This window comes from Stella humosa, from assembly GCF_006738645.1.
GTDB lineage: Bacteria > Pseudomonadota > Alphaproteobacteria > ATCC43930 > Allostellaceae > Allostella > Allostella humosa.
This window is the reverse complement of the sequence record NZ_AP019700.1, coordinates 2,612,776-2,637,822: the sequence shown is the minus strand read 5'-3', so window position 1 is coordinate 2,637,822 and position 25,047 is coordinate 2,612,776. Positions and strand designations below refer to the sequence as shown.

26 protein-coding genes and 1 riboswitch are annotated in these 25,047 nt (G+C 69.7%); of the genes, 12 read left to right on the top strand and 14 right to left on the bottom strand.

The window, feature by feature from the left end; genetic code table 11:
• Positions 1-9 precede the first annotated feature (9 nt).
• On the top strand, positions 10-513 hold the full coding sequence (locus STVA_RS12410) for an OsmC family protein (protein WP_123688252.1): 504 nt from the start codon (positions 10-12) through the stop codon (positions 511-513).
• Positions 514-684: 171 nt separating this feature from the next.
• Positions 685-1,617, top strand: a complete 933-nt coding sequence (locus STVA_RS12405; protein ID WP_197735861.1) for a hypothetical protein — start codon at positions 685-687, stop codon at positions 1,615-1,617.
• Between the two features lie 71 nt (positions 1,618-1,688).
• On the opposite strand, the gene STVA_RS12400 is transcribed toward STVA_RS12405, so the two are convergent.
• Together STVA_RS12400 and STVA_RS12395 are read right to left on the bottom strand one after the other, a co-directional pair.
• On the bottom strand, positions 1,689-2,468 hold the full coding sequence (locus tag STVA_RS12400) for an SDR family NAD(P)-dependent oxidoreductase (protein WP_123688251.1): 780 nt from the start codon (positions 2,466-2,468) through the stop codon (positions 1,689-1,691).
• Positions 2,468-3,985, bottom strand: coding sequence for a UxaA family hydrolase (locus STVA_RS12395; RefSeq protein WP_123688250.1), 1,518 nt, complete (start codon positions 3,983-3,985; stop codon positions 2,468-2,470). The genes STVA_RS12400 and STVA_RS12395 overlap by 1 nt, the downstream gene beginning before the upstream one ends.
• Positions 3,986-4,134: 149 nt before the next feature.
• On the opposite strand from STVA_RS12395, the gene STVA_RS12390 reads away from it, so the two are divergent.
• Positions 4,135-5,307, top strand: a complete 1,173-nt coding sequence (locus STVA_RS12390) for a fumarylacetoacetate hydrolase family protein (RefSeq protein WP_123688249.1) — start codon at positions 4,135-4,137, stop codon at positions 5,305-5,307.
• Positions 5,308-5,323: 16 nt separating this feature from the next.
• Here the strand turns inward: STVA_RS12390 and STVA_RS12385 are convergent, their stop codons facing one another.
• Complete coding sequence (locus STVA_RS12385) at positions 5,324-5,965, bottom strand: isochorismatase family protein (RefSeq protein WP_123688248.1); 642 nt, start codon at positions 5,963-5,965, stop codon at positions 5,324-5,326.
• Between the two features lie 75 nt (positions 5,966-6,040).
• Complete coding sequence (locus STVA_RS12380) at positions 6,041-6,967, bottom strand: LysR family transcriptional regulator (protein ID WP_123688247.1); 927 nt, start codon at positions 6,965-6,967, stop codon at positions 6,041-6,043.
• 110 nt (positions 6,968-7,077) lie between these two features.
• Here STVA_RS12380 and STVA_RS12375 point away from each other — a divergent pair, with 110 nt between their 5' ends.
• The 8 genes from STVA_RS12375 (at position 7,078) to STVA_RS12340 (ending at position 15,621) form a co-directional block, all read left to right on the top strand.
• Positions 7,078-7,818, top strand: coding sequence for an SDR family oxidoreductase (locus tag STVA_RS12375; RefSeq protein WP_123688246.1), 741 nt, complete (start codon positions 7,078-7,080; stop codon positions 7,816-7,818).
• 38 nt (positions 7,819-7,856) lie between these two features.
• Positions 7,857-8,717 (top strand): fumarylacetoacetate hydrolase family protein, encoded by an 861-nt coding sequence (locus STVA_RS12370; RefSeq protein WP_123688245.1) that lies wholly within the window; start codon positions 7,857-7,859, stop codon positions 8,715-8,717.
• Positions 8,718-8,781: 64 nt separating this feature from the next.
• Complete coding sequence (locus tag STVA_RS12365; RefSeq protein ID WP_123688244.1) at positions 8,782-9,570, top strand: SDR family NAD(P)-dependent oxidoreductase; 789 nt, start codon at positions 8,782-8,784, stop codon at positions 9,568-9,570.
• 67 nt (positions 9,571-9,637) lie between these two features.
• Entirely contained in the window at positions 9,638-10,156 is a 519-nt protein-coding gene (locus tag STVA_RS12360) for an RNA polymerase sigma factor (protein ID WP_123688243.1), read from the top strand.
• Between the two features lie 52 nt (positions 10,157-10,208).
• Positions 10,209-11,153 (top strand): FecR family protein, encoded by a 945-nt coding sequence (locus STVA_RS12355; RefSeq protein WP_170216313.1) that lies wholly within the window; start codon positions 10,209-10,211, stop codon positions 11,151-11,153.
• A 134-nt stretch (positions 11,154-11,287) separates the two neighbouring features.
• Entirely contained in the window at positions 11,288-13,780 is a 2,493-nt protein-coding gene (locus STVA_RS12350) for a TonB-dependent siderophore receptor (RefSeq protein WP_142235754.1), read from the top strand.
• A gap of 12 nt (positions 13,781-13,792) precedes the next feature.
• Complete coding sequence (locus STVA_RS12345; protein WP_123688240.1) at positions 13,793-14,059, top strand: hypothetical protein; 267 nt, start codon at positions 13,793-13,795, stop codon at positions 14,057-14,059.
• Positions 14,056-15,621 (top strand): PepSY-associated TM helix domain-containing protein, encoded by a 1,566-nt coding sequence (locus STVA_RS12340; protein ID WP_211345472.1) that lies wholly within the window; start codon positions 14,056-14,058, stop codon positions 15,619-15,621. Before STVA_RS12345 ends, STVA_RS12340 begins: the two co-directional genes overlap by 4 nt.
• Here the strand turns inward: STVA_RS12340 and cobO are convergent.
• From cobO to STVA_RS12310, 7 genes are all read right to left on the bottom strand, one after another.
• Entirely contained in the window at positions 15,569-16,180 is a 612-nt protein-coding gene (gene cobO / locus STVA_RS12335; protein WP_123688239.1) for a cob(I)yrinic acid a,c-diamide adenosyltransferase, read from the bottom strand. The genes STVA_RS12340 and cobO overlap by 53 nt on opposite strands.
• Positions 16,177-16,965: an ABC transporter ATP-binding protein gene (locus STVA_RS12330; RefSeq protein ID WP_123688238.1), complete on the bottom strand. Its 789-nt coding sequence runs from the start codon at positions 16,963-16,965 to the stop codon at positions 16,177-16,179. Before STVA_RS12330 ends, cobO begins: the two co-directional genes overlap by 4 nt.
• Complete coding sequence (locus STVA_RS12325) at positions 16,962-17,936, bottom strand: FecCD family ABC transporter permease (RefSeq protein WP_123688237.1); 975 nt, start codon at positions 17,934-17,936, stop codon at positions 16,962-16,964. Before STVA_RS12325 ends, STVA_RS12330 begins: the two co-directional genes overlap by 4 nt.
• The gene (locus STVA_RS12320) at positions 17,933-18,781 is read right to left on the bottom strand and encodes an ABC transporter substrate-binding protein (RefSeq protein ID WP_123688236.1); all 849 of its coding nucleotides are present in this window, start codon (positions 18,779-18,781) and stop codon (positions 17,933-17,935) included. Before STVA_RS12320 ends, STVA_RS12325 begins: the two co-directional genes overlap by 4 nt.
• 2 nt (positions 18,782-18,783) lie before the next feature.
• On the bottom strand, positions 18,784-20,691 hold the full coding sequence (locus tag STVA_RS12315; protein ID WP_123688235.1) for a TonB-dependent receptor plug domain-containing protein: 1,908 nt from the start codon (positions 20,689-20,691) through the stop codon (positions 18,784-18,786).
• A gap of 199 nt (positions 20,692-20,890) precedes the next feature.
• A riboswitch (cobalamin riboswitch) is annotated at positions 20,891-21,098 on the bottom strand.
• Positions 21,099-21,128: 30 nt separating this feature from the next.
• Positions 21,129-21,662: an invasion associated locus B family protein gene (locus STVA_RS27905; protein WP_197735860.1), complete on the bottom strand. Its 534-nt coding sequence runs from the start codon at positions 21,660-21,662 to the stop codon at positions 21,129-21,131.
• Positions 21,663-21,679: 17 nt separating this feature from the next.
• Positions 21,680-22,273 (bottom strand): nitroreductase family protein, encoded by a 594-nt coding sequence (locus tag STVA_RS12310; protein WP_197735859.1) that lies wholly within the window; start codon positions 22,271-22,273, stop codon positions 21,680-21,682.
• Positions 22,274-22,497: 224 nt separating this feature from the next.
• Between STVA_RS12310 and STVA_RS12305 the strand changes: the two genes are divergently transcribed.
• On the top strand, positions 22,498-22,920 hold the full coding sequence (locus STVA_RS12305) for a YciI family protein (RefSeq protein ID WP_123688234.1): 423 nt from the start codon (positions 22,498-22,500) through the stop codon (positions 22,918-22,920).
• 41 nt (positions 22,921-22,961) lie between these two features.
• Here STVA_RS12305 and STVA_RS12300 read toward each other — a convergent pair whose 3' ends face one another.
• The 3 genes from STVA_RS12300 to STVA_RS12290 form a co-directional block, all read right to left on the bottom strand.
• The gene (locus STVA_RS12300; protein WP_197735858.1) at positions 22,962-23,435 is read right to left on the bottom strand and encodes a type II toxin-antitoxin system VapC family toxin; all 474 of its coding nucleotides are present in this window, start codon (positions 23,433-23,435) and stop codon (positions 22,962-22,964) included.
• A 76-nt stretch (positions 23,436-23,511) separates the two neighbouring features.
• The gene (locus tag STVA_RS12295) at positions 23,512-23,739 is read right to left on the bottom strand and encodes a hypothetical protein (protein ID WP_197735857.1); all 228 of its coding nucleotides are present in this window, start codon (positions 23,737-23,739) and stop codon (positions 23,512-23,514) included.
• Positions 23,740-23,918: 179 nt separating this feature from the next.
• Entirely contained in the window at positions 23,919-24,893 is a 975-nt protein-coding gene (locus tag STVA_RS12290; protein WP_142235753.1) for a LacI family DNA-binding transcriptional regulator, read from the bottom strand.
• Positions 24,894-25,047 lie beyond the last annotated feature (154 nt).

Here is a 25,047-nt window from a genome sequence, read left to right as displayed (position 1 = left end):
AGAGCAGCCATGGACGCAGCCGGTCTTAAGGCGATGCAGGCGCCCCTGAAGGAGAGCTATCGCGGTGACCCCGCGAGTGCGCTCGTCACCCTGCGGGCGCAGGGCTCGATCGACGACGAGGGCATTGCCTGCAAGGTGGAGACCGGCCGCGCCCTGGCGGTCGCCGGCCTGCATCCGGCGACTGGCGGCTCCGGCCTGGAGCTCTGCTCCGGCGACATGCTGCTGGAGGCGCTGGTCGCCTGTGCCGGGGTGACCTTGAAGGCGGTGGCGACGGCGCTGGAATTCAAGCTGGCGGGTGCCACGCTGTCGGCCGAGGGCGACCTCGACTTTCGCGGCACCCTGGGCGTGGCCAAGGACGCCCCGGTCGGCTTCCGGGCCATCCGCCTCCGGTTCGACCTGGACACGAGCGAGCCGCAGGAACGCATCGACACGCTGCTGAAGCTGACGGAGCGGTATTGCGTGGTCTTCCAGACCTTGAACGCAAAGCCCGAGCTGTCGGTGTCGCATGCCTGAGATCGGCTAGAGACCGAAGGACCCTCCGGAACGCTACCCCTGCGACCCAGTGCTTCGCCCGAATGGAACTTCGGGCGAAGCCGCAGGTTTGGGGGGAGGAGGACACGCAGAAGACGTCCGATTTGTCGCCCCAAGGCGCGGCCTCCGCACACACCAGAACCGGAGGCGACCATGGCCATAGCTGGCAATCCAGATCGGCTGCTCGACGATCCACTGCACCGCACGGGGCGCGATGTCCTGGCGACGGACGACAGCCACACCGTCCTGCTGAACAAGATTTCCTGGGGTGCGGTCTTTGCCGGCGTCGTCGTGGCGCTGGTCGTCCACACCATCCTCAACATGCTGGGCGTCGGCATCGGTGCCGCCAGCCTGAACCCGCTGACCGGCGGCAATCCCAGTGCCGCCACCTTCTCGATAGCGGCTGCTGCCTGGTGGGTCGTCACCGGCATCCTGGCGGCCTTCGCCGGCGGCATCGTTGCCGGTCGGCTGTCCGGTCGACCGAAGGAATCCACTGCCGGCTGGCATGGCCTGATCTCGTGGGCCGCCACCACGCTCGTCATCGTGTTCCTGGTTTCCAGCGCGCTCGGCAGCGTTGTCGGCGGTGCCATGAACATCGCCGGCTCCGCGCTTGGCGGAATGGGCAAGGCGGCCGGCGCTGCCGCCGGCATGGCCGCGCCCGAGCTGGCCAAGGCGCAGGACCCGTTCGGTGCCATCGAGCAGCGGCTGCGGGCGTCGGCCGGCGGGCAGGACCCGGCGGCGCTGCGCGATGCGGCGGTGTCTTCGCTGCGGGCCGTCGTCAGCGGCGACCAGGCACAGGTGGCCGAGGCGCGCGAGCGGGCCGCCGACGCCTGGATGCGGGCACAGGTCGCGGCCGGACAGGCGACGACGATCGAAGAGGCACGTACGCAGATCGCCGATCTCGAGCGCCGCTATCGGGAAACCGTCGCCCAGGTCGAACAGCGTGCCCGCGAGGCAGCGGACGCGGCGGCCAAGGTGGTCTCCCGGTCGGCGCTGCTGGCCGCCTTCTCCCTGCTGCTCGGTGCCTTCGCGGCATGGATCGGCGGCAAGCGCGGCACGGTGCGACCCTTCCGCGCCACGGCCTAGGTCCAAGGTCGAAGGTGAGTTGCGGGGGGCGGTGCAAGCCGCCCCCCGCATCGATTCAGATCGCGGCCGATTCAGATCGCGATGGTCAGGCCGCCGTCGATGATGATGGTCTGCCCGGTCAGGTAGGCCGCCGCGTTCGACGCCAGGAACACCGCGCAGCCGGACAGGTCGTCGGTCTGGCCCCAGCGGCCGGCCGGCGTCCGGCTGCCGATCATGGCATCGAAGGCCGGGGTCTGCTGCAAGGGTGCTGTCATCTCGGTGGCGATGAAGCCGGGTGCTATGGCGTTCACGGTGATGCCGCTCGGCCCCAGCTCGGTTGCGAGCGCGCGCGTCATCGACGTCAGCCCGCCCTTGGCCGCGATGTAGGCGATGATCGTCGGCCGGGCGGTTGACGCCATGATCGAGGAGGTCGAGATGATGCGGCCGAAGCCGCGCTCGACCATGCCGCGGGCGGCTGCCTTGGCCAGGACGAAGCAGGACGTCAGGTTGGTCGCCAGCACGCGCTCGAAATCGGCCAGCTCGAATTCCTGCAACGACCGGCGGTGATTGACGCCGGCATTGTTCACCAGGATGTCGACCCGGCCGAAGCGCGCCTCGCAGGCGGCCACCACCGCCTCGCCCGCCTTGGCGTCGGAGAGGTCGGCCGGGATGGCGGCGGCTTTGCAGCCGGCCGCCTCCAGTTCCGCCACGCGCGCCTCCAGCGTCGCCCGCTCGCGGCCGACCAGCGCCACCGTGGCGCCGGATGCCGCCAGCGCGCGGGCCATTTCCCAGCCGATGCCGCGCGACGCGCCGGTGACCAGCGCCACCCGCCCCGTCAGGTCGAAGACCGCAAGCCCGCTCGGCAGCTCCATCACATCACCGCCCCGATCTGCCACGGCGTGAATTCTTCTTCGCCGAAGCCCATCTCCTCGCTCTTGGTCTGCTGGCCGGATGCCGTCGCCAGGATCAGGCGGAAGATCGCCTCGCCCACTTCCTGCACGGTGGCCGAGCCGTCGACGATGCCGCCGCAATTGATGTCCATGTCGTCCATCATGCGGTTCCACAGCGGCGTGTTGGTCGCGAGCTTCAGGGACGGCGCCGGCTTGCAGCCGAAGACCGAGCCGCGGCCCGTGGTGAAGCAGACGATGTTGGCGCCGCCCGCCACCTGCCCGGTCGCCGACACCGGGTCGTAGCCGGGCGTGTCCATGAAGACGAAGCCGCGCGCGGTGATCGGCTCGGCATACTTGTAGACGTCGACCAGGTTGGTGGACCCGCCCTTGGCAACCGCGCCCAGCGACTTCTCGAGGATGGTGGTAAGCCCGCCCGCCTTGTTGCCAGGGGATGGGTTGTTGTTCATCTCGTTGCCGGTGCGGGCGGTGTACTCCTCCCACCACTTGATGCGGCCGACGAGCTTCTCGCCGATCTCGGGTGCCACGGCGCGCCGGGTCAGCAGGTGCTCGGCGCCATAGATCTCGGGCGTCTCGCTCAGCACGGCCGCACCGCCATGGCGCACCAGCAGGTCGACCGCCGCCCCCAGGGCCGGGTTGGCGGTGATGCCGGAATAGCCGTCCGACCCGCCGCATTGCAGCGCCAGCGTCAGGTGCTTGGCCGGCACCGTCTGGCGGGCGACCTTGTTGGCCTCGGGCAGCATCTCCTGGATGCGGGCGACGGCCTCGGCCACGGTCTTGCGGGTGCCGCCGGTGTCCTGGATCGTCATGGTGTGGAACTGGCCGGAGGTCGACAGCCCCTCGGCCTTCATCAGGCCGCCGATCTGGTTCGACTCGCAGCCGAGGCCGATCACCAGCACGCCCCAGAAGTTGGGGTGGCGGGAATAGCCGGCGATGGTCCGGCGCAGCACGTCCATCGCCTCGCCTTCGCTGGCCATACCGCAGCCGGTGCCGTGCGTCAGCGCGACGACGCCGTCGACATTGGGATACTCGGCCAGCGCGCCGTGGCGGAACTTGTCGGCCACCATGTTGGCGACATGGGCCGAGCAGTTCACCGAGGTCAGGATGCCGATGTAGTTGCGCGTCGCCACCCGGCCGTCCGGCCGCACGATGCCCTGGAAGGTGGCGGGCTCTGGCACGAAGGCGGTCGGCGTCGCGTCGCGGCAGAAGGCATAGTCGCGCGCGAAGTCACCCATCGCCAGGTTGTGGGTGTGGACATGCTCGCCGCGGGCGATCGGCCGCGAGGCGAAGCCGATGATCTGTGCGTACTTGCGCACCATCTCGCCTTCGGCGATGTCGGCGGTCGCCACCTTGTGGCCGGGCGGGATGTGCCCTTTGGTGGTGATGTCCTCGCCGGGCAGGGTCGTGCCCGGCAGCAGGTCGGTACGGGCGACGACGACATTGTCGGCGGGGTTCAGGCGGATGGTGATCGGCGGGGACATGGCTTCGGTCTCTCCCGGCAGGGGCTCGCGAGTGGCGGAATTGTGTCGGAAAACCCGCGCGAGCGATAGGCGCCGATTGACGGCCGGCGCCCTGCGGTGATGCACTCTCGCACCAACGCAGAAAACAGACCCCTGGGGAACGCGCCGCCATGAAGATCACGCTCGACGCCGCCACCACCCTGCCGGACGACGGCACCCGCGGGACCCTGCTGGGCCGTGCCTGGCTGCCCGATGCCGGGCCGGTGCCCGTCCTGCTGCGCGGCGACGACGTGATCGACCTGTCGCGCATCTCGCCGACCATGGCGACGCTGATCGCCATGCCGAACCTGCGGGCCGTCCTGTCCGCCGCCGCCGGCCCGCGCGTGGCCGGCGTCGCAGAGATCATCGCCAACACCGCCATGGATGGCCGGGATGCCAAGCGGCCGTGGCTGCTGGCCCCCTGCGACCTGCAGGCGGTGAAGGCCTGCGGCGTCACCTTCGCTTCGAGCATGCTTGAGCGCGTGATCGAATCCTCGGCCCGCGGCGACGCGGCCGCGGCCGACGACATCCGCCGCACCTTGCAGGCCGAGATCGGCGGCGACCTGTCCAAGGTGAAGCCCGGCTCCGAGCCCGCCATGCGGCTGAAGGAGGCGCTGATCGAGCGCGGCCTGTGGTCGCCCTACCTGGAGGTCGGTATCGGCCCGGATGCCGAGGTCTTCAGCAAATGCCCGCCGATGGCGGCCGTCGGCACCGGCGTCGAGGTCGGCATCCATTCGGTGTCGGAATGGAACAACCCGGAGCCCGAGATCGTCGTCGTCGTCGACCCGTCCGGCACCATCGTCGGCGCCACGCTCGGCAACGACGTGAACCTGCGCGACGTCGAGGGGCGCAGCGCCCTGCTTCTTGGCAAGGCCAAGGACAACAATGCGTCGGCCGCCGTCGGCCCCTTCATCCGCCTGTTCGACGAGACCTTTTCGCTGGACGACGTGCGCGCGGCCGAGGTGTCGCTGCGGGTTGAAGGCGATGACGGGTTCGAACTGGACGGCCGCAGCTCGATGCGCCTGATCAGCCGCGACCCGACGGAGCTGGTCGAGCATACGATCGGCCCGCACCACCAGTACCCGGATGGCTTCGTGCTCTATACCGGCACCATGTTCGCCCCGACCAAGGACCGCGGCGGCCCGGGCAAGGGCTTCACCCATCACCCGGGCGACATCGTGACCATCTCCAGCGGCAAGCTCGGCTGCCTGACGAACCGGGTCGAGAAGGCCGACAAGGTGGCCCCCTGGACCTTCGGCGCCTCGGCCCTGATGCGCTCGCTGGCGGCCCGCCAGTTACTTTGACGGGTCCGCGCGGCGGCTACCCTTCGTGGTTGGCGCCGCGCACCCGCTCCAGGACGAAGTCGAACGGCTCGACATCGACATAGCGGATGTCGATGTCCTTCAGGTTCTGCTCATGGGCGACGGACCCCTGGTCGAACACGCATTCGCGCGGCACGATGGTGCGGTAGCCGAGCGCGAAGCTGTCGATCGCGGTGGCGCGGATGCAGCCGCTGGTGTTGGCGCCGGTGACGATGACGGTGTCGACGCCGTGCATGTTCAGGACCGAGGCACAGTGCGTGCCGAAGAAGATGGATGGCGTCTTCTTGCACACCAGCACGTCGCCGTCGCGCCAGAGCCGGCGGTCGATCTCGACGATCGGCTGGCCGATGATCCACTCCTTCATGCACTCGATCTTCCAGGGCGGCATGTCACTGAGATCGGGCTGGAAGGCGGTGTTGCAGTGGACGATCGGCATGCCCCGCGCCCGGGCCGCGTCGAGCAGGATCGCGGTCTTCTCCACCGCGTCCTGCGCCATCGGGCTCTTGCCCATGCGCTCGTCGGGATTGGTCACCCCGTTCATGAAGTCGACCGAGACAATGCCGATTTTCCGGCCGAACCCGATCTTGCGGTAGCCGTAGCCACCCACGCCGAACAGCTCGAAATCCCCTGCCGTCGCCATTGCCGCCCCCATCCGTCGATGTGATCGATAGGCGGATGGTTCGCCGCCGCGTCCGGCAATCCCAGCACCGATTTCTCATATATCGATGCCTTTGGCGCCATGACCGTCCTCGGCCACCGCGAAGCTGCGGGCGACCGCGATGAAGTTCTCGAGGATCCGCGAGGCATTCCGCCGGTTCCACGCGGCCAGGGTGACGATCCGCGCGTCGACCCCGGCGATCGGGCGGACGACCAGGCCGCGCGGATAGATCCGCAACGGCCGCTCGGGATAGATGGTGATGCCGAGCCCTGCCGAGACGAGGCCGAAGATGCCGTCGCTGTTGAACGGCTCCTGCACGACCCGCGGCAGGAAGCCATGGTCGAGGCAGATGCGGTCGATCCGGTTCCGGAACGGCCGCCACTTGTCGGGCGCGCCGAAAATGAAGGGGGCGTCCGCCAGGGTGCGGAGGTCGATCTCCGCCGCCGCTGCGAGCGGATGACCTTCAGGGCCGACGACGACCAGCCGGTCGGAGGCGACCGGGACCACGGCGACGTCGGGATGCTCGAACGGCCCGATCAGGAAGCCGAGATCGATGCGGCGATCCAGCAGGGCCACGTGCTGGCGCTCGGTCCACAGGTGCTCCAGGGCGATGTCGACCTGCGGCCAGGCCTCGCGGAAGCCGCGCAGGATCGCCGGCAGCGGCCCGCTGATCGCGAAATCCATGTAGCCGATGGTGATAGACCCGACCATGCCAGCCGCGGCCCTCCGGGTGACCTGGACCACCGCGTCGGCCTGACGGAGCAGTCGGGTCGCCTGCTCGAAGAACACTTCGCCGGCCGGTGTCAGCGAAATCGCGCGGGTCGTGCGAAACAGCAGGACCACGCCCACCTCTCGCTCGATGAACCCGACCAGGCGACTCAGTTGCGGCTGGGCCATGTTCAGCCGCTCGGCCGCGCGACCGAAATGCAGGGCCTCGGCGAGCACGGCGAACGCCCGGTAGTGCCGCAACTCGAGGTGCATCATCGGTCCCTCGCCGGGACCCAGCCGGCAGGTCGCGCTCGCGCGTGGACTCGCGCGAGTCGGGTCGCTAGGGTCGCGGGCAAAGCAGTTTCAACCATCGGGGGGAATACGATATGGCGGGCAGGCTCGCCGGCAAGACGGCTTTCGTCACCGCCGCCGCGAACGGCATCGGCCGCGCGACGGCGCTCGCGTTCGCGGCAGAGGGCGCCACGGTCCACGCGACCGACATCAACGACAAGGTGCTGGGCGAACTGGCCGGCACGGCCAACCTCCATCTGTCCCGCCTCGACGTGACCGACCCCGCCGCCGTCGCCCAGGCGGCGGCTGCGATCGGCTCGGTCGACATCCTCTTCAACTGTGCCGGATGGGTCGCCGCAGGCTCCATCCTGGAGACCAGCGAGGCCGACTGGGACCGCTCCTTCGGGCTCAACGTGCGGGCCATGTTCACGGTGATCAAGGCCTTCCTGCCGGGCATGCTGGCGGGCGGCGGCGGGTCGATCATCAATATCGCCTCGGTCGCGTCGTCGGTGAAGGGCGTCCCGCTGCGCTGTGCGTACGGTGCCAGCAAGGCCGCCGTCATCGGCCTCACCAAGTCGGTCGCGGCCGACTACATGCGCCAGGGCGTGCGCTGCAACGCGATCTGCCCCGGCACGGTCGACACGCCCTCGCTGGGCGACCGCATCAACGCCTTCGCCGACCCGGTGCAGGCGCGCAAGGACTTCATCGCGCGCCAGCCGATGGGCCGCCTCGGCCGGGCCGAGGAGATCGCCCACCTCGCCATCTATCTTGCATCCGACGAATCCAGCTTCACCACCGGCACGGCCGTGATCTCCGACGGCGGCATGGTGCTGTAGCCGGACCGACCATCTTTTTGAGGGGAAAGAGGAACGCCATGAAGCTTCTGCGCTACGGCCCGAAGGGCAAGGAAAAGCCGGGCGTCGTCGATACCGACGGCCGCATCCGCGACATCTCGTCGATCGTCGACGACATCACGCCCGACCTGCTGGGGCCAAGCTCGCTGTCGGCGCTGGCCAAGGAAGTGAAGGCCAAGATGTCGACCCTGCCGCTGGTGTCGGGCAAGCCCCGCCTCGGCGTGCCGCTGGCGACCATCCCGAACCTGATCTGCATCGGCCTGAACTTCGCCGACCATGCGGCCGAGGCCGGCCAGCCGATCCCGGCCGAGCCGATCATCTTCTTCAAGCATTCCTGCGCGCTGACCGGCCCCAACGACAATGTGCCGATCCCGCGCGGCTCCGAGCACACCGACTGGGAGTGCGAGCTGGCGGTCATCATCGGCCGCACGGCGCGCTACGTGAAGAAGGAAGACGCGCTGAAGTATGTCGCCGGCTACACGATCTGCAACGACGTGTCCGAGCGCCACTACCAGATCAAGCGGTCGGCCGGCCAGTGGAGCAAGGGCAAGAGCAGCCCGGGCTTCGCGCCCGTGGGCCCGTGGTTCGTGACGCGCGACGAGATCCCCGATCCGCAGAACCTGAAGATGACGCTCGACGTCAATGGGAAGCGGATGCAGAACGGCTCGACCAGCACGATGATCTTCGACGTGGCGACACTCGTCAGCCACCTGTCGGAGTTCATGACGCTGATGCCGGGCGACCTCATTTCCACCGGGACGCCGCCGGGCGTCGGCTCGGGCATCAAGCCCAAGCCCGTCTTCCTGCGCGAGGGCGACACCATGGACGTGGCGATCGAGGGCCTGGGCTCGCAGCACCAGAAGTGCGTCGCCACGAAGTAGCAGCATGCGGGCGGGCCCGGCTTTCGAGTGGGGCCCGCCAGTTCTTCCGGAAAGCCATTAAGCCATGCCAGCCACCCTCGCCGGCCGTAGCATCATCGTGACCGGCGCCGGTCGCGGCATCGGCGCTGCACTTGCCCGCGGCCTGGCCGCGGAAGGCGCGCATCTGCTCGCGGCCGACCGCGATGAAGCCGGCGCCAGGGCGGTGGCCGACGGCATCAATGCCGATGGCGGTCGCGCCGTCCCGTTCGCCGTCGACGTCGTCCAGCGCGACCAGGTCCGGGCGATGGTGGCCGCCGCCGTCTCGGCGTTCGGCCGGCTCGACGTCATCTTCAACAACGCCGGCATCGCCCAGGCCCGTCCCTTCCTGTCGATCACCGAGGAGGACTGGCGCCAGGTGACCGACGTCAACGCGCTCGGCTGCCTGATCGGCATGCAGGAGGCAGCCCGCCAGATGATCGCCCAGGGCGGCGGCGGCAAGATCGTCAACACCGCGTCCATCGCCGGCCGGCGCGGATCGCCCAACCTTGCCCACTACAGCGCCAGCAAGTTCGCGGTCGTGTCGCTGACCCAGTCCGGCGCCGGCGCGCTCGGCCGGCATGGCATAACCGTCAACGCCATCTGCCCCGGAATCATCGCCACCGACATGTGGACGGACATCGAGCAAGGGCACCGCGAGACCGGCCTCACCAGCCGCGACAACGAGGCCTTCGAGACGGCGGCCGCCCGCATCGCGCTCGGCCGGACAGCCACGCCGCAGGATCTGGTGGGGATGGCCTGCTTCCTTGCCTCGTCCGGTTCCGACTATGTGAACGGCCAGTCCCTCGTCGTCGATGGCGGCCTGGTGATGATGTAGCTTTGTTGTGAATGGTTCTCATTCATAATATAGGGGTGGCGAGCATGGCAGCCGGCCATGCCGAGCATTGGACCCGCCGCCCGCGTTGGAAGACCTGTTTCGCCGCTACGGAGCCAGCCTGCAGCGCTTCCTGACCCGTCGCGGGGCACGGCCGGACGTGGCCGCCGACCTGACGCAGGATGCTTTCCTGCGCCTGATCCAGGCGGGCCCGGCCGAAGGCATCCAATCGCGCGAAGCCTATCTTTTCCGGATCGCGACCAACCTCGCCATCGACCGGCATCGGCGTGAGGTCGATGGGGCTTCCAGTGCCCTGCCATTGGACGATCAGCCCGAGCCGCCCGACCTTGCGCCATCGGCCGATGCGGCGCTGCTGTCCCGTGAAGCGCTGGCCGTGCTGCAGCGGGCGGTCGACGACTTGCCGCCGCGCGGACGCGAGGTGTTCGTCCTGCACAAGTTCGAGGGGCTCAGCTACGACGAGATCGCCGGGCGCCTGGGCATCGCTAAGAACACCGTCATGGTGCACATGGCCCGGTCGCTGGCCCACTGCAAGCGGCGGCTCGACGCCTATCGGCGGGACCATGAATGAACGCATGACGGGTAATGGTTCGGGCTCGCCGCCACGTCACATGGATATGGCCGTGCCGCAATCCCCAGCCGAAGCGATCGAAGAAGATGCCATCGCCTGGTTCGTCCTGCTGCGCGATACCGACGCCAGCCGAGACGACCGCGCCCGCCACGCGGCATGGCTGGCGGCCAGCCCCGCCCATCGCGCGGCATGGCAGGATGTGGGCGCGCTCTGGGGCGGCATGGATGCCCTGGCACCGGCCAATCAGAACCGGCCGCCGCCGCCCCGTCGCCGCCACCGGGCGGCCGCGCTCGCCGCCTGCCTGCTGCTCGCCTGCGTCGGTGCCTGGGCAGTGGCCCCGCCCGGTCTGTTCGCCGATGAGCGCAGCGGGGTGGGCCAGCGGCGGACCGTTTCCCTGGCGGACGGATCGTCGGTGGAACTGGGCACCGCTTCGGCCCTGTCGGTGCATTTCGACGGCAGCGAACGGCGGGTCGTCCTCCATCGCGGGCAGGGTTACTTCATGGTGGCGCCCGAGGCCGACCGCCCGTTCGTGGTGGAGGCGGCTGGCGGTCGGGTAACTGCGGTCGGCACCGAATTCGACGTGAAGATCATCGACGACGACAGCCGGCCCTCGGTTGCGGTCGCCGTTGCCGAGGGCGTCGTCGCCGTGTCCGCCGGCCGCGATGGCCGATCGGTCCGGGTCGGTGCGGGGCAAGGGCTGCGCTACGGCGCCGCGCTCATCGGTCCGCCCGGCGCGGTCGACATCGCGGAGGCCACGGCGTGGCGCAGCGACCGGCTGGTCTTCCACGAGCGCCCGCTGGGCCAGGTGGTGCGCGACCTCGAGCGCTATCGCTGGGGTCGCATCCTCATCCTTGATCCAGCTCTGGCCGCGATCCCGGTGACGGGCGTCTTCAATGCCCGTCGCACCGATGCCGCATTGGACACCATCGCCGCCACCCTGCCCGTCCGGGTCGTTCGCGTCACCGACCTGCTTGCGATCGTCTCGCCGCCGCGCTGACCGACAGAAAAGTTGCCGCCGCGTGTAATTGCCCCGCCTGCCGCCGCCGTCATGTCGACAGGTAGTGCGAATGCGTTCCATTCGCCAAGTTCGCCCGTGTTCCGCGCGGGCCCGGCAAGCGACGAGGGGGAGAGATGGTTCTTGGAGTTCTGATCGGGCGTGGCGGCCCGGCCCTGGCGGGGTTCGTGGCCGTGGCGATGCTGGCCAACCCGGGGGTGGCCCAGGTCGCAGGCGCCACGCAGACGGCCCAGGCCGACCAACTGAAGCGCTTCGAGATCCCGGCCCAGCCGCTGCACCAGGCCCTGCTGCGCTTCTCCCGCGAGGCCGGCATCGAGCTGTTCTTCGATTCCGCGCTGACCCGCAACGCCACCTCGGCGGCGCTATCGGGGACCTTTCCGACGCGCGAGGCGCTGGCACGGCTGCTGGCCGGCACCGGCTTCACCTTCCGTTTCACCAACCCCACGACCGTGACGCTGGAGCGGCTGCCGCAGCAGACCGGCGCGGTCACGCTCGACACCGTGACGGTCGAGGGACAGCAGGCGCGCCTGCCCGCCCCCCACGCGCCATTCGCCGGCTTCGTCGCCCCCTCGTCGGCGGCCGGCACCAAGACCGACACGCCGATCCTTGAGACGCCCCAATCCATTTCCGTCGTCGGCAGCGCGGAGATCGCGACGCGCAACGCCCGCACGCTGGCTGACGCCCTGGGCTATACCGCCGGCGTCCGCGCCGGGACCATGGGTGCGTCCAACGGGTACGGCGGCGACAGCACTTCCATCCGGGGCTTTGGCGGCAACGGCACCGCCGGCCCGTCCAGCAACGAGTATCTGGACGGCATGCGCCTCGGCGGTACCGGCTATCTCAGCTCGGCCCTCGATCCCTATCTCTTCGAGCGGATCGAGGTGATCAAGGGGCCGGCCTCGGTGCTGTACGGCCAGAGCACGCCGGGCGGGCTCGTCAACATGGTGTCGAAGCGGCCGACGGCTTCGCCGCTGCGCGAGGTGGAGCTTCAGACCGGCAATCGCGGACGCGTGCAGGGCAGCTTCGACGTCAGCGATCGCATCGACCCGGCCGGGCGCGTCCTCTACCGTGTCACCGGCGTCGCCTATCGCCACGATGCCGAGACCGACATAGCCGACGGCAAGCGCCGCTTCGCCATCGCGCCCTCCCTCACCTTCCGCCCGAACGACCGCACGTCGCTGACGCTGATGGCGCGCTACCAGAACGACGACTTCGGCGGATCGCCGTTGAACTGGCTGCCGGCCTACGGCACCGTCCTGCCGAACGCCAACGGCAAGCTCGGCCGCGACCTCTACACCGGCGACCCCAACTTCGAGCGCTGGAAGCGCGAGAGCGCCAACATCGGCTATGCGCTGGAGCATCGGTTCGACGACACCTTCACGTTCCGTCAGAACTTCCGCTACCTGCACAACAAGCTCGACCATGCCGGCCTCTACGTCAGCACCTTGCAGGCGGACCAGCGCACGGCCAATCGCCAGGCATTCGGGATGATCGAGCATTCCGACGATTTCACGCTCGACAACCAGGTCGAGGCCAGGTTCTCCACCGGGCCGCTGCAGCACACCCTGCTGTTCGGCATCGACGGGCAGTGGTTCCTCGACGATACCGATCGCGTGCTGCAGTCGCCGGCCGCCACGCTCGACCTCTTCAACCCCGTTTACGGCGTCGCGATCAATGCGACCCCCTACCAGAAGAGCGAGAGCGAAGGGCGGCAGTACGGCCTCTACCTCCAGGACCAGGTGGCCTTCGATCGGCTGCGGCTGGTGCTGGGCCTGCGCCAGGACTGGGCGAAAAGCGAATCGACCAACAAGCTGAACGGCACTTCGTCGTCGCAGAAGGACGATGCGCTGACCATGCGCGGCGCCGCCATGTACCTCTTCGACAACGGGCTGGCCCCCTATGTCAGCTACACGGAATCCTTCGAGCCCACCGTCGGCACGGTGCTGGCCGATGGCAGCCTGGCCAAGCCGACGGAGGGGCGCCAGTACGAGGTCGGCCTGAAGTACCAGCCGACCGGCTTCGACAGCTTCATGACGGCATCGCTGTTCGACCTGCGCCGCAAGAACGTCGTGACGCGCGATCCGAACAACCCGACGCTGTCCATCCAGACGGGCGAGATCACCGCCCGCGGCGTGGAGCTGGAGGCCAAGGCCAGCCTGGCCGCCGGCTTCAACGCCACCGTCGCCTACACCTATCTCGATGCCGAGGTGACCGACAGCAACAACACCACGACTGGCATCGACGGCGTGGTGGTGCCGATCCGCGGCAAGACGCCGACCCGGGTGCCGGAGCACGCGGCCTCGCTCTGGCTCGACTACACCTTCGCGGAGGGTCCGTTGCGCGGCTTCGCCCTGGGCGGCGGCGGGCGCTATGTCGGCCGGACGATGGGCGACGACGCCAACAGCTTCAAGGTGCCGGCCTTCACCGTCTTCGACGCGATGCTGCGCTACGACCTGGAGGGCCTCGACAGCCGGCTGGCCGGCATGCAGGTGCAGTTGAACGCGATGAACCTCTTCGACAAGGAGTATGTCTCGACCTGCTTCGGGGCGAACCGTTGCTACTTCGGCACCGGGCGCACGGTCTATGCCTCGCTGAAGTACCGCTGGTAGGCGGCGACCGGCATGGCCGCGCTGGTCCTGCTCCTGCGGCTCGTGGCGGCGACGGCCGGTGCCTATGGGTTGGCCGTCGCCTGGGTGGCGGCCTTCTCGCTGGCCTGGCCCGGGCCGCGCGCCGACGCGGTTCTGCTCGGCACGGCGTCCAGCTTCCTGGTCGCGACGCTCGCGGTCATCTGGATCTTCGCCACCGCCAGCCTGGGGCGTGCCCTGGCCGGAATGGCGGTCGCGGCGGCCATCCTGGTGGCCATCGCCTGGCTGGCGGGGCCGCGATGAAGGCGATGGCACGCCTGCGCGTCGCCATGGCGGGGCTGCACATCTGGGGCGGGCTGTGCTTCGGCTGGCTGCTCTATGCCGTCTTCCTGACCGGGACGCTCAGCTACTTCCGCGACGAGATCAGCCTGTGGATGCGGCCGGAACTGCAAACCAGGCTGATCGAGCCGGCCGAGGCGGCGGAGCGGGCGGTGCGGCGCCTGGAAGTGATCGGCCAGGGCGCCTATCGCTGGCTGATCGAGATGCCGGACGCGCGGATGCCCGTCGCCAACCTCGCCGTCTGGCGCGACGCCGGACCGGGGCCACGCTTCCAGCGCGAGGCCTTCGACCCGGCGGCCCAGGCGCCGAGCCCGGCGCGGGCGACGCACGGCGGCGACTTCCTCTACTACTTCCACTTCGACCTCAACATGCCCTGGCGCCTGGGGCGCTTCCTCGTCGGCCTCGCCGCGATGGCGATGCTGGTTGCCATCGTCAGCGGCGTCATCGTCCATCGCCGCATCTTCGCCGACTTCTTCACGTTCCGGCCCGGGAAGGGGCAGCGGTCCTGGCTGGATGCCCACAACGCCGCCGGCGTGCTGGCCCTGCCCTACCACCTGATGATCACCTACACCGGCCTGGTGCCGCTCATGTTCCTCTACCTGCCGATGGGGATCGACATGGCGTTCCCGGGGCAGCGCGCCGCCTTCTTCGTCGAGGCCGGCCAGGGGATGGAGACGCCGCCCGCCGCCGGCCGGCCCGTGGCCATGGTCGGCATCGCCCCGCTGGTCGCCGAAGCGGGGCGCCGCTGGGGTGGCGAGGATGTCGGCCGCATCGACATCCGCCGGCCGCTCGATGCCAATGCGCGCATCGGGCTCACCGCCTCCGACGCCGGGCAACTCTCCCACGGCCGCGGCCGGCTGCTCTTCGACGGCACGGACGGCCGACTGCTGGCAAGCGACGCCGACCTGTCCTGGGTCGTGGCGACGGAGCGTGCGCTCTACGGCCTGCATCTCGGCCGGTTTGCCGAGGCCGGGTTGCGCTGGCTTCTCTTCGCATCCGGCATGGCTGGAACGGCAATGGTGGCGACCGGCCTGCTCCTCTGGGCGGCCGCGCGGCGGCGCAAGAGCGGCGACGCCAGCCCCCCGTTCGGACACTGGCTGGTCGAGACCTTGAACGTCGCGACGATCGCCGGCCTGCCGATAGCGATCGGCGCCTTCTTCTGGGCCAACCGGCTGCTGCCGACGAACCTGGCCGGCCGATCGGGTTGGGAGGTCGATGTGTTCTTCGCCGCCTGGGCGTTGGCGGCACTGTACGCGGTGCTGCGCCCGCGCCCGGCGGCATGGGCCGAGCAGCTTGCCGCAGGCGCCTTCCTGTTCGCGGCCCTGCCCGTCCTGAACGCGCTGGCGACCGACCGGGGTCTCTATCGGTCGGTCGCTGCCGGCGACTGGGTATTTGCCGGGTTCGACCTGATGGCCGGGGCTACCGCCCTCCTCCTGGCTGCCTTGGCATGGACGAGTGCCAGGGGGTGGCCGGTCAGAACTCGATCCCGGCCTGCGCCCGCACGCCCGCGCGGAAGTGGTGCTTGATGTTGGTCATCTCGGTGACGAGGTCGGCTGCCTCGATCAGTTCCGGCTTGGCGTTGCGGCCAGTGACGAGGACATGCAGGTCGGGCCGCCTTGCCGTCAGGCCGGCCACGATCTCGTCGACCGGCAGGTAATCGTAGCGCAACGCGATGTTCAATTCGTCCAGCACGACCAACCCGAAATCCGGATCGGCCATCAGCGTCTGGCCCAGTTCCCAGCCGCGCCGGGCGCAGGCGATGTCGCGCTCGCGGTCCTGCGTCTCCCAGGTGAAGCCCTCGCCCGCGGTGTGGTAGGTGAAGAGGTCGCCGAAGCGCTTCAGCGCCATGATCTCGCCGGTCTCGTCGGTCGCCTTGATGAAGCGCACGAGGCCGACCGGCCGGCCATAGCCGAGGTGGCGCAGCATCAGGCCGAAGCCGGCCGTCGACTTGCCCTTGCCCGGCCCGGTATGGACCATCAGCAGGCCCTTCTCGATCGTCTTGCCGGCGATCAGACGATCCTTGGCGGCCTTCACGCGCGCCATCTTCTCTGCATGCAGGCGGTTGATCTCGGTTGTGTCGGTCATGGCAGGTTCCTTTCCCGCAGGCTCCAGGGCATGGCGTAGGGGCGGCCGCCGCGGCTGTGGCGGGCCAGCTCGATGCCGTAGACGGTCTCGATGACATCGCCCGACAGCAGTTCGGCCGGGGTGGCGATGGCCGCCACCCGGCCGGCCGACAGCAGGCAGATGCGGTCGCAGAAGCGCAGGGCCAGGGCCAGGTCGTGCATGACGACGACCACGGCGACGCCGGCTGCCGCGCGCGCCGCCAGCAGCTCCAGGCAGCGGATCTGGTGGGCCGGGTCGAGGCCGGCGACCGGCTCGTCGGCCAGCAGCGCCTCGGGGTGGCCGGCCAGGCAGCGCGCGAACAGGACGCGGGCCCGCTCGCCCCCGGACAGGGTCGTGACGTCGCGCCGGCGCAAGTGGGCGACGTCGCAGGCGACCATGGCGGCCTCGATGGCGGGTGCGTCGGCGGACGAGGTGCCGCCCCACGCCCCGCGATGCGGCAGCCGGCCGAGGCTGACGGTCCGCTCCACCGACAGGGGCCAATGGCAGACCGCCCCCTGCTCCAGGTAGCCGATGCGCCGGGCGCGCTCCATCGGATCGAGCCAGGCCAGCGCCTGGTCGCCCAGTCGGACGCCGCCCCTGTCGGCGCGCCGCAGGCCGGCCATGACCTCGAGCAACGTTGTCTTGCCGGCCCCGTTGGGTCCGAGCAGCCCCAGCAGCGTGCCGGGCGCCACGGCCAGGTCGATGCCGTCGAGGATCGTGGCCGCACCGATGCGGACACCCACGCCCCTTGCTTCGATCGCGTTCATCGCAGGTTCGCTCGCGTCTTCAGCAGCAGCACGAGGAAGAACGGCGCCCCGATCAGCCCCGTCAGCACGCCCAGCTTCAGCTCCACGTTGGTCGGGATCCAGCGCACGGCGATGTCGGCCGTCAGCAGCAGGGCGCCACCGGCAAAGGCGCTGGGCAGCAGCAGCCGGCCGGGCATGTGCCCCAGCAGCGGCCGCAGCAGATGCGGCACGACCAGGCCGATGAAGCCGATCGACCCCGCGACCGAGACCGCCGCCCCGACCGCCAGGCCCGTGCCGACGATGACCCGCCAGCGCAGCCAGCGCAGGTCGACGCCCAGGCTGGCCGCCGTCCGCTCGCCCAGCCCCAGCGCATCCAGCCCGCGCCCGTTCAGCAGCAGCAGGGCAGCGCCCGCCGCCATGAAGGGGGCCGCGATCAACACTTGGTCGAGCGACCGGTCGGTCAGCGACCCCAGCAGCCAGAAGGTGATTTCCACCACCGCGTGCGGGTTGGGCGCCAGGTTGAGGGCCAGCGCCGTCATCGCCCCAGCCAGCGTGTTGATGGCGACGCCTGCCAGGATCAGCGTCAACACGTTGGCGCCCTGCCCCGCCAGCGCCTGGACGACGAAGATCGCCACCAACGCGCCGGTCATCCCGGCGATCGGCAATGCCGGCGCCCAGGCGGCCGAGACACCGAAATAGATGACCAGGACCGCCCCCAGCGCCGCCGAGGACGAGGCGCCGATCAGGCTGGGCTCGGCCAGCGGGTTGCGCATGTAGCCCTGGAGGTTGGCGCCGGCCAGCCCCAGCACCATGCCGACGGCCGCACCCAGCAGGGCCCGCGGCAGGCGGATCTGCCAGGCGATCAGCGCCTCGGGCGAGCCGTCGGCCCGCCACCATGCCGACAGGAGTTGGTCGACCGGCAACGCGGCCGGGCCGATGGCAAACGAGGCAAAGGCCAGGACGGCCAGGAGCAGGCCAAGGAAGATCGTCATGGCCGGCTGCCCGGCAGCGCGCGGGCGATCGCGGCTTCCAGCACCTCCAGCCCTTCGGAGGAGGCCGGGCTGTTGCAGAGCCAGTAGCGCAAGGGGAAGTCGGCCACGGCCATGCGCTGGCTGCGGTGCAGGGCGGGGTGGTCCAGCATCGCCTGGTTCATGGCCGGGCGGTCGTCCCGCCGCGAATCGATGATCAGCAGGTCCGGCGGTTGCAGCACGAGCAGCTCCAGCGGCACGGCCACGCGGGCATTGCCATCACCCGCGCGCAACCGCATGCCGATGGCGCGGACCATGTCGGCCACCAGCGTGCCCTCGCCTGGCATGGTGCCACCGGGGCGGTAGACCCCGACGCTGGCCCCCTGCCCGGCCGGTACGCTGTGGCCGACGAGGCGGTCGCGGATGACGGCGGCATGGGCCGCCCCGCGATCGGGATGCCCCATCGCCTTGGCGACCCGTTCGAGCTGCGGCGGCAGATCCGCCAGGCGGGGGATCGGCGGCACCCGCAGCACGGTGACGCCAACCTTGGCCAGGAGCTCCATCGTCGCCCGCCGGGCGAAGCCGCCGCCGACGGCCAGGTCGGCGCGCAGGAGCAACACCTCCTCCGCCGTCCCCCGATGCTTCGGCAATCCTTCGGCGCGCGCGGCCAGCGGCGACAGCAGCGGGTCGTCCGCCACCTTGCTGAGGGCCGCCACCTGCCCCCGGTCCGCCAGCGCCAGGACAAACTGGTCCGAGCAGAGGTCGAGCGAGACGATGCGCAGCGGCCGGGTGGCCGCCCCCGCCGCCGGCCATGCCGCCGCCGGCCATGCCAGCGCCAGCGCCAGGAGAGCCGCCCACCCGCGCGCCATCGTCAGAAGTTCGCCTTCACGCCGACATAGGCCGACCGGCCGGGCGTGCGATAGCCCAGCGCCTCCTGGTACTTCTCGTCGAACAGGTTCTCGGCCCGGACGTAGACCGCGACGCGCTCGGTGACGTCGTAGGAGACGAGCGCGTCGACGACATAGAAGGGCTTGAGGCGGACGGTGGAAGAGGCCGAGTTCGCCTGGCTGGCGACGTAGCGGACCGCCCCGCCGATGCGGAATCCCTTCAGGCCCAGATAGTCGGCCGACAGGTTGACCGAATGGCGCGGCCGTCGCGGCAGGTCGCGCCCGGTGTCCCGATCCTCGGTATCGAGCAGCGTGTAGGCGGCGCCGAGGCTGAGGTCGCTGGTCACGTCGGCCTTCACGGTCGCCTCGATGCCCTGGGTGCGGGCGCGGGCGATGTTCACGTAGTAGTCCTGGAAGGCGATCAGGTTGCGATAGTCGTTGTGGAATGCGGTCGCCCCGATGGTGACCCGGCCGTTCAGGAGCGGCTGCTCGAAGCCGAAGTCGAAGCCCTTGCTCTTCTCCGCCCGCAGGCTGTCGTTGCCGTAGATCGGGGCATAGAGCTGGAACAGGGTCGGCGCCTTTACGGCGGTGCCGTAGCTGGCGCGCAGGATGGTGCGCCACACCGGCACGGTATAGGCGCCGGTGACGCGGTAGGTGGTGCTGCCGCCGAAGCCTTCGTTGTCGTCGTGGCGGACGCCGGCCGTCAGGTGCAGGTCGTCCCACAGGCCCAGCAGGTACTGGGCATAGATGGAATCGGTGCGCAGTTCGCGGTCGAGGTCGGTCGTCTTGACGGTGCCGCGCGTGTTGGTCGCCCGCGCCGTCTCGGTCTCGCGTGCGACGCCGAAGGTCAGGACATCGTCCCGGTCGATCTTGATCGCGCCGCGATACTCGACCCCGTAGCGGTCGCCGTCATAGGTGGAAAAGCGGGTGCTGCTGCCCGGCTGGTCGTAGTCGCGCTCGGTGCGGCTGCCGGTGACGGCCAGCGTGTTGTCCCAGCGCCCCTCCAGCAGCTTCACCTTGGCGGCGAGGCGGCCGTGGGCCATGTGCTTCTCGATCTCGTTCGGCCCGTCGCGGGTCGAGGACGGGTCGTACTCGCTGACCATGTGGGTGAAGCCGCCGGCCGCCTCCAGCGAGAAGATCGCGTTGAAGTCGTAGGAGAAACGGCCGTTCAGCGCCTGCGTCTTGGTGCCGTCCTTCTCGTCGCCGGCGGTCACGCGCGAGAAGCCCTTGGTCTGGAAGTTGGCGCCGGACAGGGCATAGGAAAAGCGATCGAGCGACCCGCTGACGCCCACGGCCTGGCGGAAGGTCTGGTAGCTGCCGCCCTCCACCAGGCCGGTCACGCGCATCGGGCCTTGCCCCTTGCGGGTGATGATGTTGATGACGCCGCCCATGGCGTCGTTGCCGTAGAGCGCGCTCTGCGGCCCGCGCAGCACCTCGATCTGCTCGATCTCGGTGACGAGGAAGGCGTTGAAGTCGAAGTCGTTGGAGGTGCCGGTGGTGTCGTTCACCTCGACCCCGTCGATCAGCACCTTCACCTGGCCGGTGTCGGACCCGCGGATGCGCAACTGCGCCGTCGCCCCCGGGCCGCCATTGTGGTTGATGGTGACGCCCGGCACCCGCTTCAGCAGGTCGATGACGTGGGCATCGCCCGTGCGCTCGATGTCCTCGCGCGTCAGCACGGTGACCGAACTGCCGACCTGGTCGACCGGCGTCGGCACCAGGTTGGCCGACACCACCACGGGCGGCAGCGTGACCGCGGCGCCACCCTGGACCAACTGCTGGGCCGTGGCCGGTGTGGCTGCCAGCACCGCGCCGGCTAGCGCCCCTGCCCCGACCCGTACCGAATTCGTGACTACCGACGTGTAGAAATAGCTGCCTGTCGCGCGATCCATAGGATGCCCCGCCTCGCTGGTCGAACCGACTGGAGGCGTGGAACGGCAATACGGTCGCGCCGGCGGGATGCCGAATCCCGGCCGCACGAATCGATGAGACTTCGGAGTCCTTTCGAACTTCCCATAGCCCGCCGCGCCTTCCTCCAGGCGTCAGCGCAAACGGAAGTCCGTCCCCACGGGGCACCCCGCCCACGGGTCGCGCGACGCACGCTTGACGGCAGGTCTCCTGGCTCGCAGGTCGCTGCGTCCTACCAGCCTTCCCAGTTTCCCAGTGGCCAGAGCGGCGGACGCTCTCTGCTTACAGTTGCGGGGGCAGCTCCGGCATCGACCCCCGCCGTCTCCGTTGGGGGTCTCACCGAATTCCCTTTTCACCGCCTTTCGGCGGAACCGTCGCGGGCGATCCTATGGATGGGTCGCCGTCAGCGCAAGCGGTGGCGTCAGCGCAAGCGATCGTGGGCGGCCGAGAAGCCCTTCAGCGAGACCGGCAGGCCGAGCTGCTTGCCCTCGCGGTTGCGCAGCAGGACCATCAGCTCCTTGCCCGCCCTCATCGCCGCAAGGTCGTCCGGGGATGGGCGCCAGGGCGCGAGGCAGCCATTGGTATCGCAGTGGCGGAACGGTACCGTCACGGGATCGCGCGCGTCGACCTTCAGGCCCAGGCCGGGCGGCAGCAGCACGTCGAGCGGCACGACGATCAGGGCCACCGCGTCCGTCTCCTGCGGTGCATAGCCCAGGCGCAGCAGCAGCAGGTCGCGCTTGCCTTCCTTGTCGCTCAGGATCTGGGCGATCTCGCACTGCTTGGGCTGCCCGCCGGCCGGGGGGTCGCAGCGCAGCATCCAGTCGCCGACGCGCTCGGAATTGGCAGCGGCCGGGGCCTCCTCGGCCTTGGGCTTCCGCTGGCGGTTCTGGGCGTCGGCGGTGCCGGCGGCCGCAAGGACGAGGCCGAGCGCGAGGCCGGCGATCATGGCACGCATGTGATCTGCTCCCGGCGTCAGGCGGCGTCGCCGAAGGCGCGGACGGGCTGGGTCCATTCGCTGGAATGGTCGGACGTGGCGGGCCGTTCGACCGGCCGCAGCACGGCCGGCGGCGTGCCGACATAGACGAAGCCGACCAGCCGGTCCGGGGCCGGGAAGCCCAGCGCATCGGCGACTGTCTGGTCGTAGGCGTTGGCCCCCGTCACCCACATCGCCCCGAAACCCAGTGCGTGGGCGGCGTTCAGCAGATTCATGGTGGCCGCGCCCGCCGCCATGAGCTGCTCGATTTCCGCGATCTTGTGATCCGGCCGGACACGGGCGCCACAGGCGATGACCAAGGGCGAGCGCAGGGGCCGGCCGCGCTCGCGCTCCAGCAGCGGCTCGGTCCAGGTGGGATCGCGCGCCTTCAACGCATTGGCGAAGACCTCGCCGAGCTCCCGGCGGGCGTCGCCGCGGATGATGGCGAACGACCAGGGGCGCAGGTTGCCATGGTCGGGCGCGCGCAGCGCCGCCTGGATCATGGTGTCGATTTCAGCGTCCGTCGGCCCCGGGTCGGTCAGCATGACCGGCGAGATGGAGCGGCGGGAAAGGAGCAGATCGAGCGTGGGCATGGCAGGCTTTCGCTATGGGGACCAGCCGGGCGCAGACGGGCGGCGCCGGCAGAGTCAGGCACGGATTGCCGCCGAACATATTGCAAGTGCGAGACGCTCGCAACTTGTCGACTGAACCGGCCGTCCGGTGGAAAAGTTGCACTCCATGTGTCGGCCCGGGCGACGCTTGTGCGTCCTATGGGCAGGACAGGCGGAACGGCCGCCATCGACGAAGGAGATGGACAATGCGTGTCATGGTTCTGGTCAAGGCCACGACGGACAGCGAAACCGGCATCATGCCCTCCACCGAGCTGCTGGAGGCGATGGGGAAGTTCAACGAGGAGCTGGCCGCCGCGGGAATCATGCTGTCGGGCGATGGGCTGCACCCCTCCTCCAAGGGCAAGCGCGTGCGGTTCGACGGACCCGGACGCACGGTGGTCGACGGCCCGTTCGCGGCCACCGACGAGCTCGTGGCCGGCTTCTGGATGTGGCAGGTGAAGGACATGGACGAGGCCGTCGCCTGGGCCAGGCGCTGCCCCAATCCGATGCCGGGCCCCAGCGAGCTCGAGATCCGGCCCGTCTACGAGATGGCCGACTTCGGCGATGCCCTCACCCCGGAAGTGGCCGATCTGCACGATCGGACGCGGGAGAAGTTGGGCGATCGCTGAGGCCTGCCGGCGGTCGCCACCTTGTTCCATGGCGACGCTGGCTAGAAATGAATGAACCGGCCATGCGGGGCGACCTGCTGGATCAGGTCGAAATCGACCCGGTCGGCGGTGAGGACAGGGAGCCCCGCCTTGGCTGCGGTCAGAAAGATGAGCGCGTCGTTCAGGCATTCCCTGCGCTGCTCGCGTTGGAAGCGCTGGGTCCTCGCCAGCGTTCCCGCGACCAAGCCCGCTTCGGTCCAGACCTGCGGATCAGGGGTAAGGATTCTCGTCGGAGAAAAAGTCGCGATCAGCGCGACATAGTGGTCTCGCATCGCTCGCCAGTTGCCGCGCGACGGATCCGCGTTGGCAATGCCGAGTGTCAGTTCGGACACGCATACCGAGCAATGGAACAGCAGGCCGCGATCAAGCAGTGCCGCGACTGCGGCAGGAAGCGTTCCAGCCGCCGACCGGATGTAGACATTGGTGTCCAGTACGAGCGCCGCCCGCCCCTCGTCCGGCAGATCCGTGACCGCCACCAGTTCGTCCAGCGGACGGGGCGCGCGCTGTGCCGGCTGCCTCTCGGGCCTGATACGCCTCAGGCTTGCCCGGACGTCAATAGTCAAGCTGATGGTCTTTGCCGAGATTGCCGCGAGTCTTCTTGAGGAAGCTGGCAGCCGGATCGGGTTGGGCGAGCATGGCCAGCCCCAGCAGTCCGAGCTCGGTCGGCTTGGTTACCCCGCTCTGGCGCTTGGCGGCTTCGATCAGGGCTTTGGGTGCACGAAAGCTGACATGCTCGGTGCTGTCTCCCTCCAGCAAGCCGGCCTGGCGCGCCTCGGCCATGGCGCGTTCCGCCCCGCTCGCACGCCGAGGGGTCGTCTGCGCCCGTCCGGCGTCGGTCGGCGTCTTCGGCAGTATCCTGGCGGCCATGACGCGGCTCCCATTTGTGTGCAGTACTGAATGATATGTAGCACAATGCCGGATCGGCAAGCCGGCGCCGCGCACACGGGGGCGCTGGGGGGTCAGCGACGGGGAGCGGCGCAGGAGTCGCGTACCACCAACCGCGGCTGGAGGATGAGGCGGCGTGCCGTCGTCGGTGGGTCGCCGCCCAGGCGGTCCAGCAAGAGTTCGACCGCCTGGGTGCCGATCGCGTCGGTTGGCTGGGCGACGGTGGTCAGTCGGGGGCGGAAGGCCTCTGCCCAGTCGAAATCGTCGAAGCAGGCGACCGACAGGTCGCCCGGGCAGTCCAGGCCCATGTCGGCCACCGCCCGCATCATGCCGATCGCCATCAGGTTGTTGCAGGCAAAGAGCGCGGTCGGCGGCCGTGCGGCGCGCAGCAGGTCGAGCGTGGCGGCATAGGCCGGTCCCTGCCGGAAGCCGCCGTCGCGCACCAGTTCCGGATCGGCCGCCAGGCCCGCATCCGCCAGGGCCTGGCGATAACCGGCCAGGCGTTCATCGCTGGCTGAGACGCCGGCCGGACCGGCCAGGACGGCGATGCGGTGATGGCCATGCGCGATCATGTGCGCGACCGCCAGCCGGGTGCCGGTGGCGCCATCAACCGTCACGGCGTCCAGCGGCAGGCCCGGGATCGTGCGGTCGACCAGCACCGCCGGCCGGTCGAGCGCGCGCCGCACCGCCTGGCCATAGTCGCGGCCGAAGCCGACCGGCATCAGCATCACCCCGTCCGCGCGATGGGTGCGCAGGAGGTCGAGGTTGGTCCGCTCGCGGCCCGTATCCTCGTCGCTGTTGCACAGCATCAGGGAATAGCCGCGGGCATGGGCGGCCGCCTCCATCGCATGGACGACGGCGGTCGTGAACGGGTTGGTGATGTCCGCCAGCAGCAGGCCCAGCATCCGCGTCTCGCCCCGGCGCAGGCTGCGCGCGATGCCGTCCGGGCGATAGCCGACCGTGTCGACCGCTGCGCGCACCCGCTCCTGCAATGCCAGGCTGACAGGCGAACTGCCGTTCAGGGCGGCCGAGACGGTGGCCGTAGACACGCCGGCCACGCGGGCGACGTCGCGAATCGTGGCCTTGCGCAGCCTCTTGCCATCCTCTGCGGGATTTGAAACGATGACGACCTCCGAAACGATTAGCTAATCGTTACGGAAATAAGAATGGGTCCGTCAACAATGGGACCGCGAAAATTGGGTG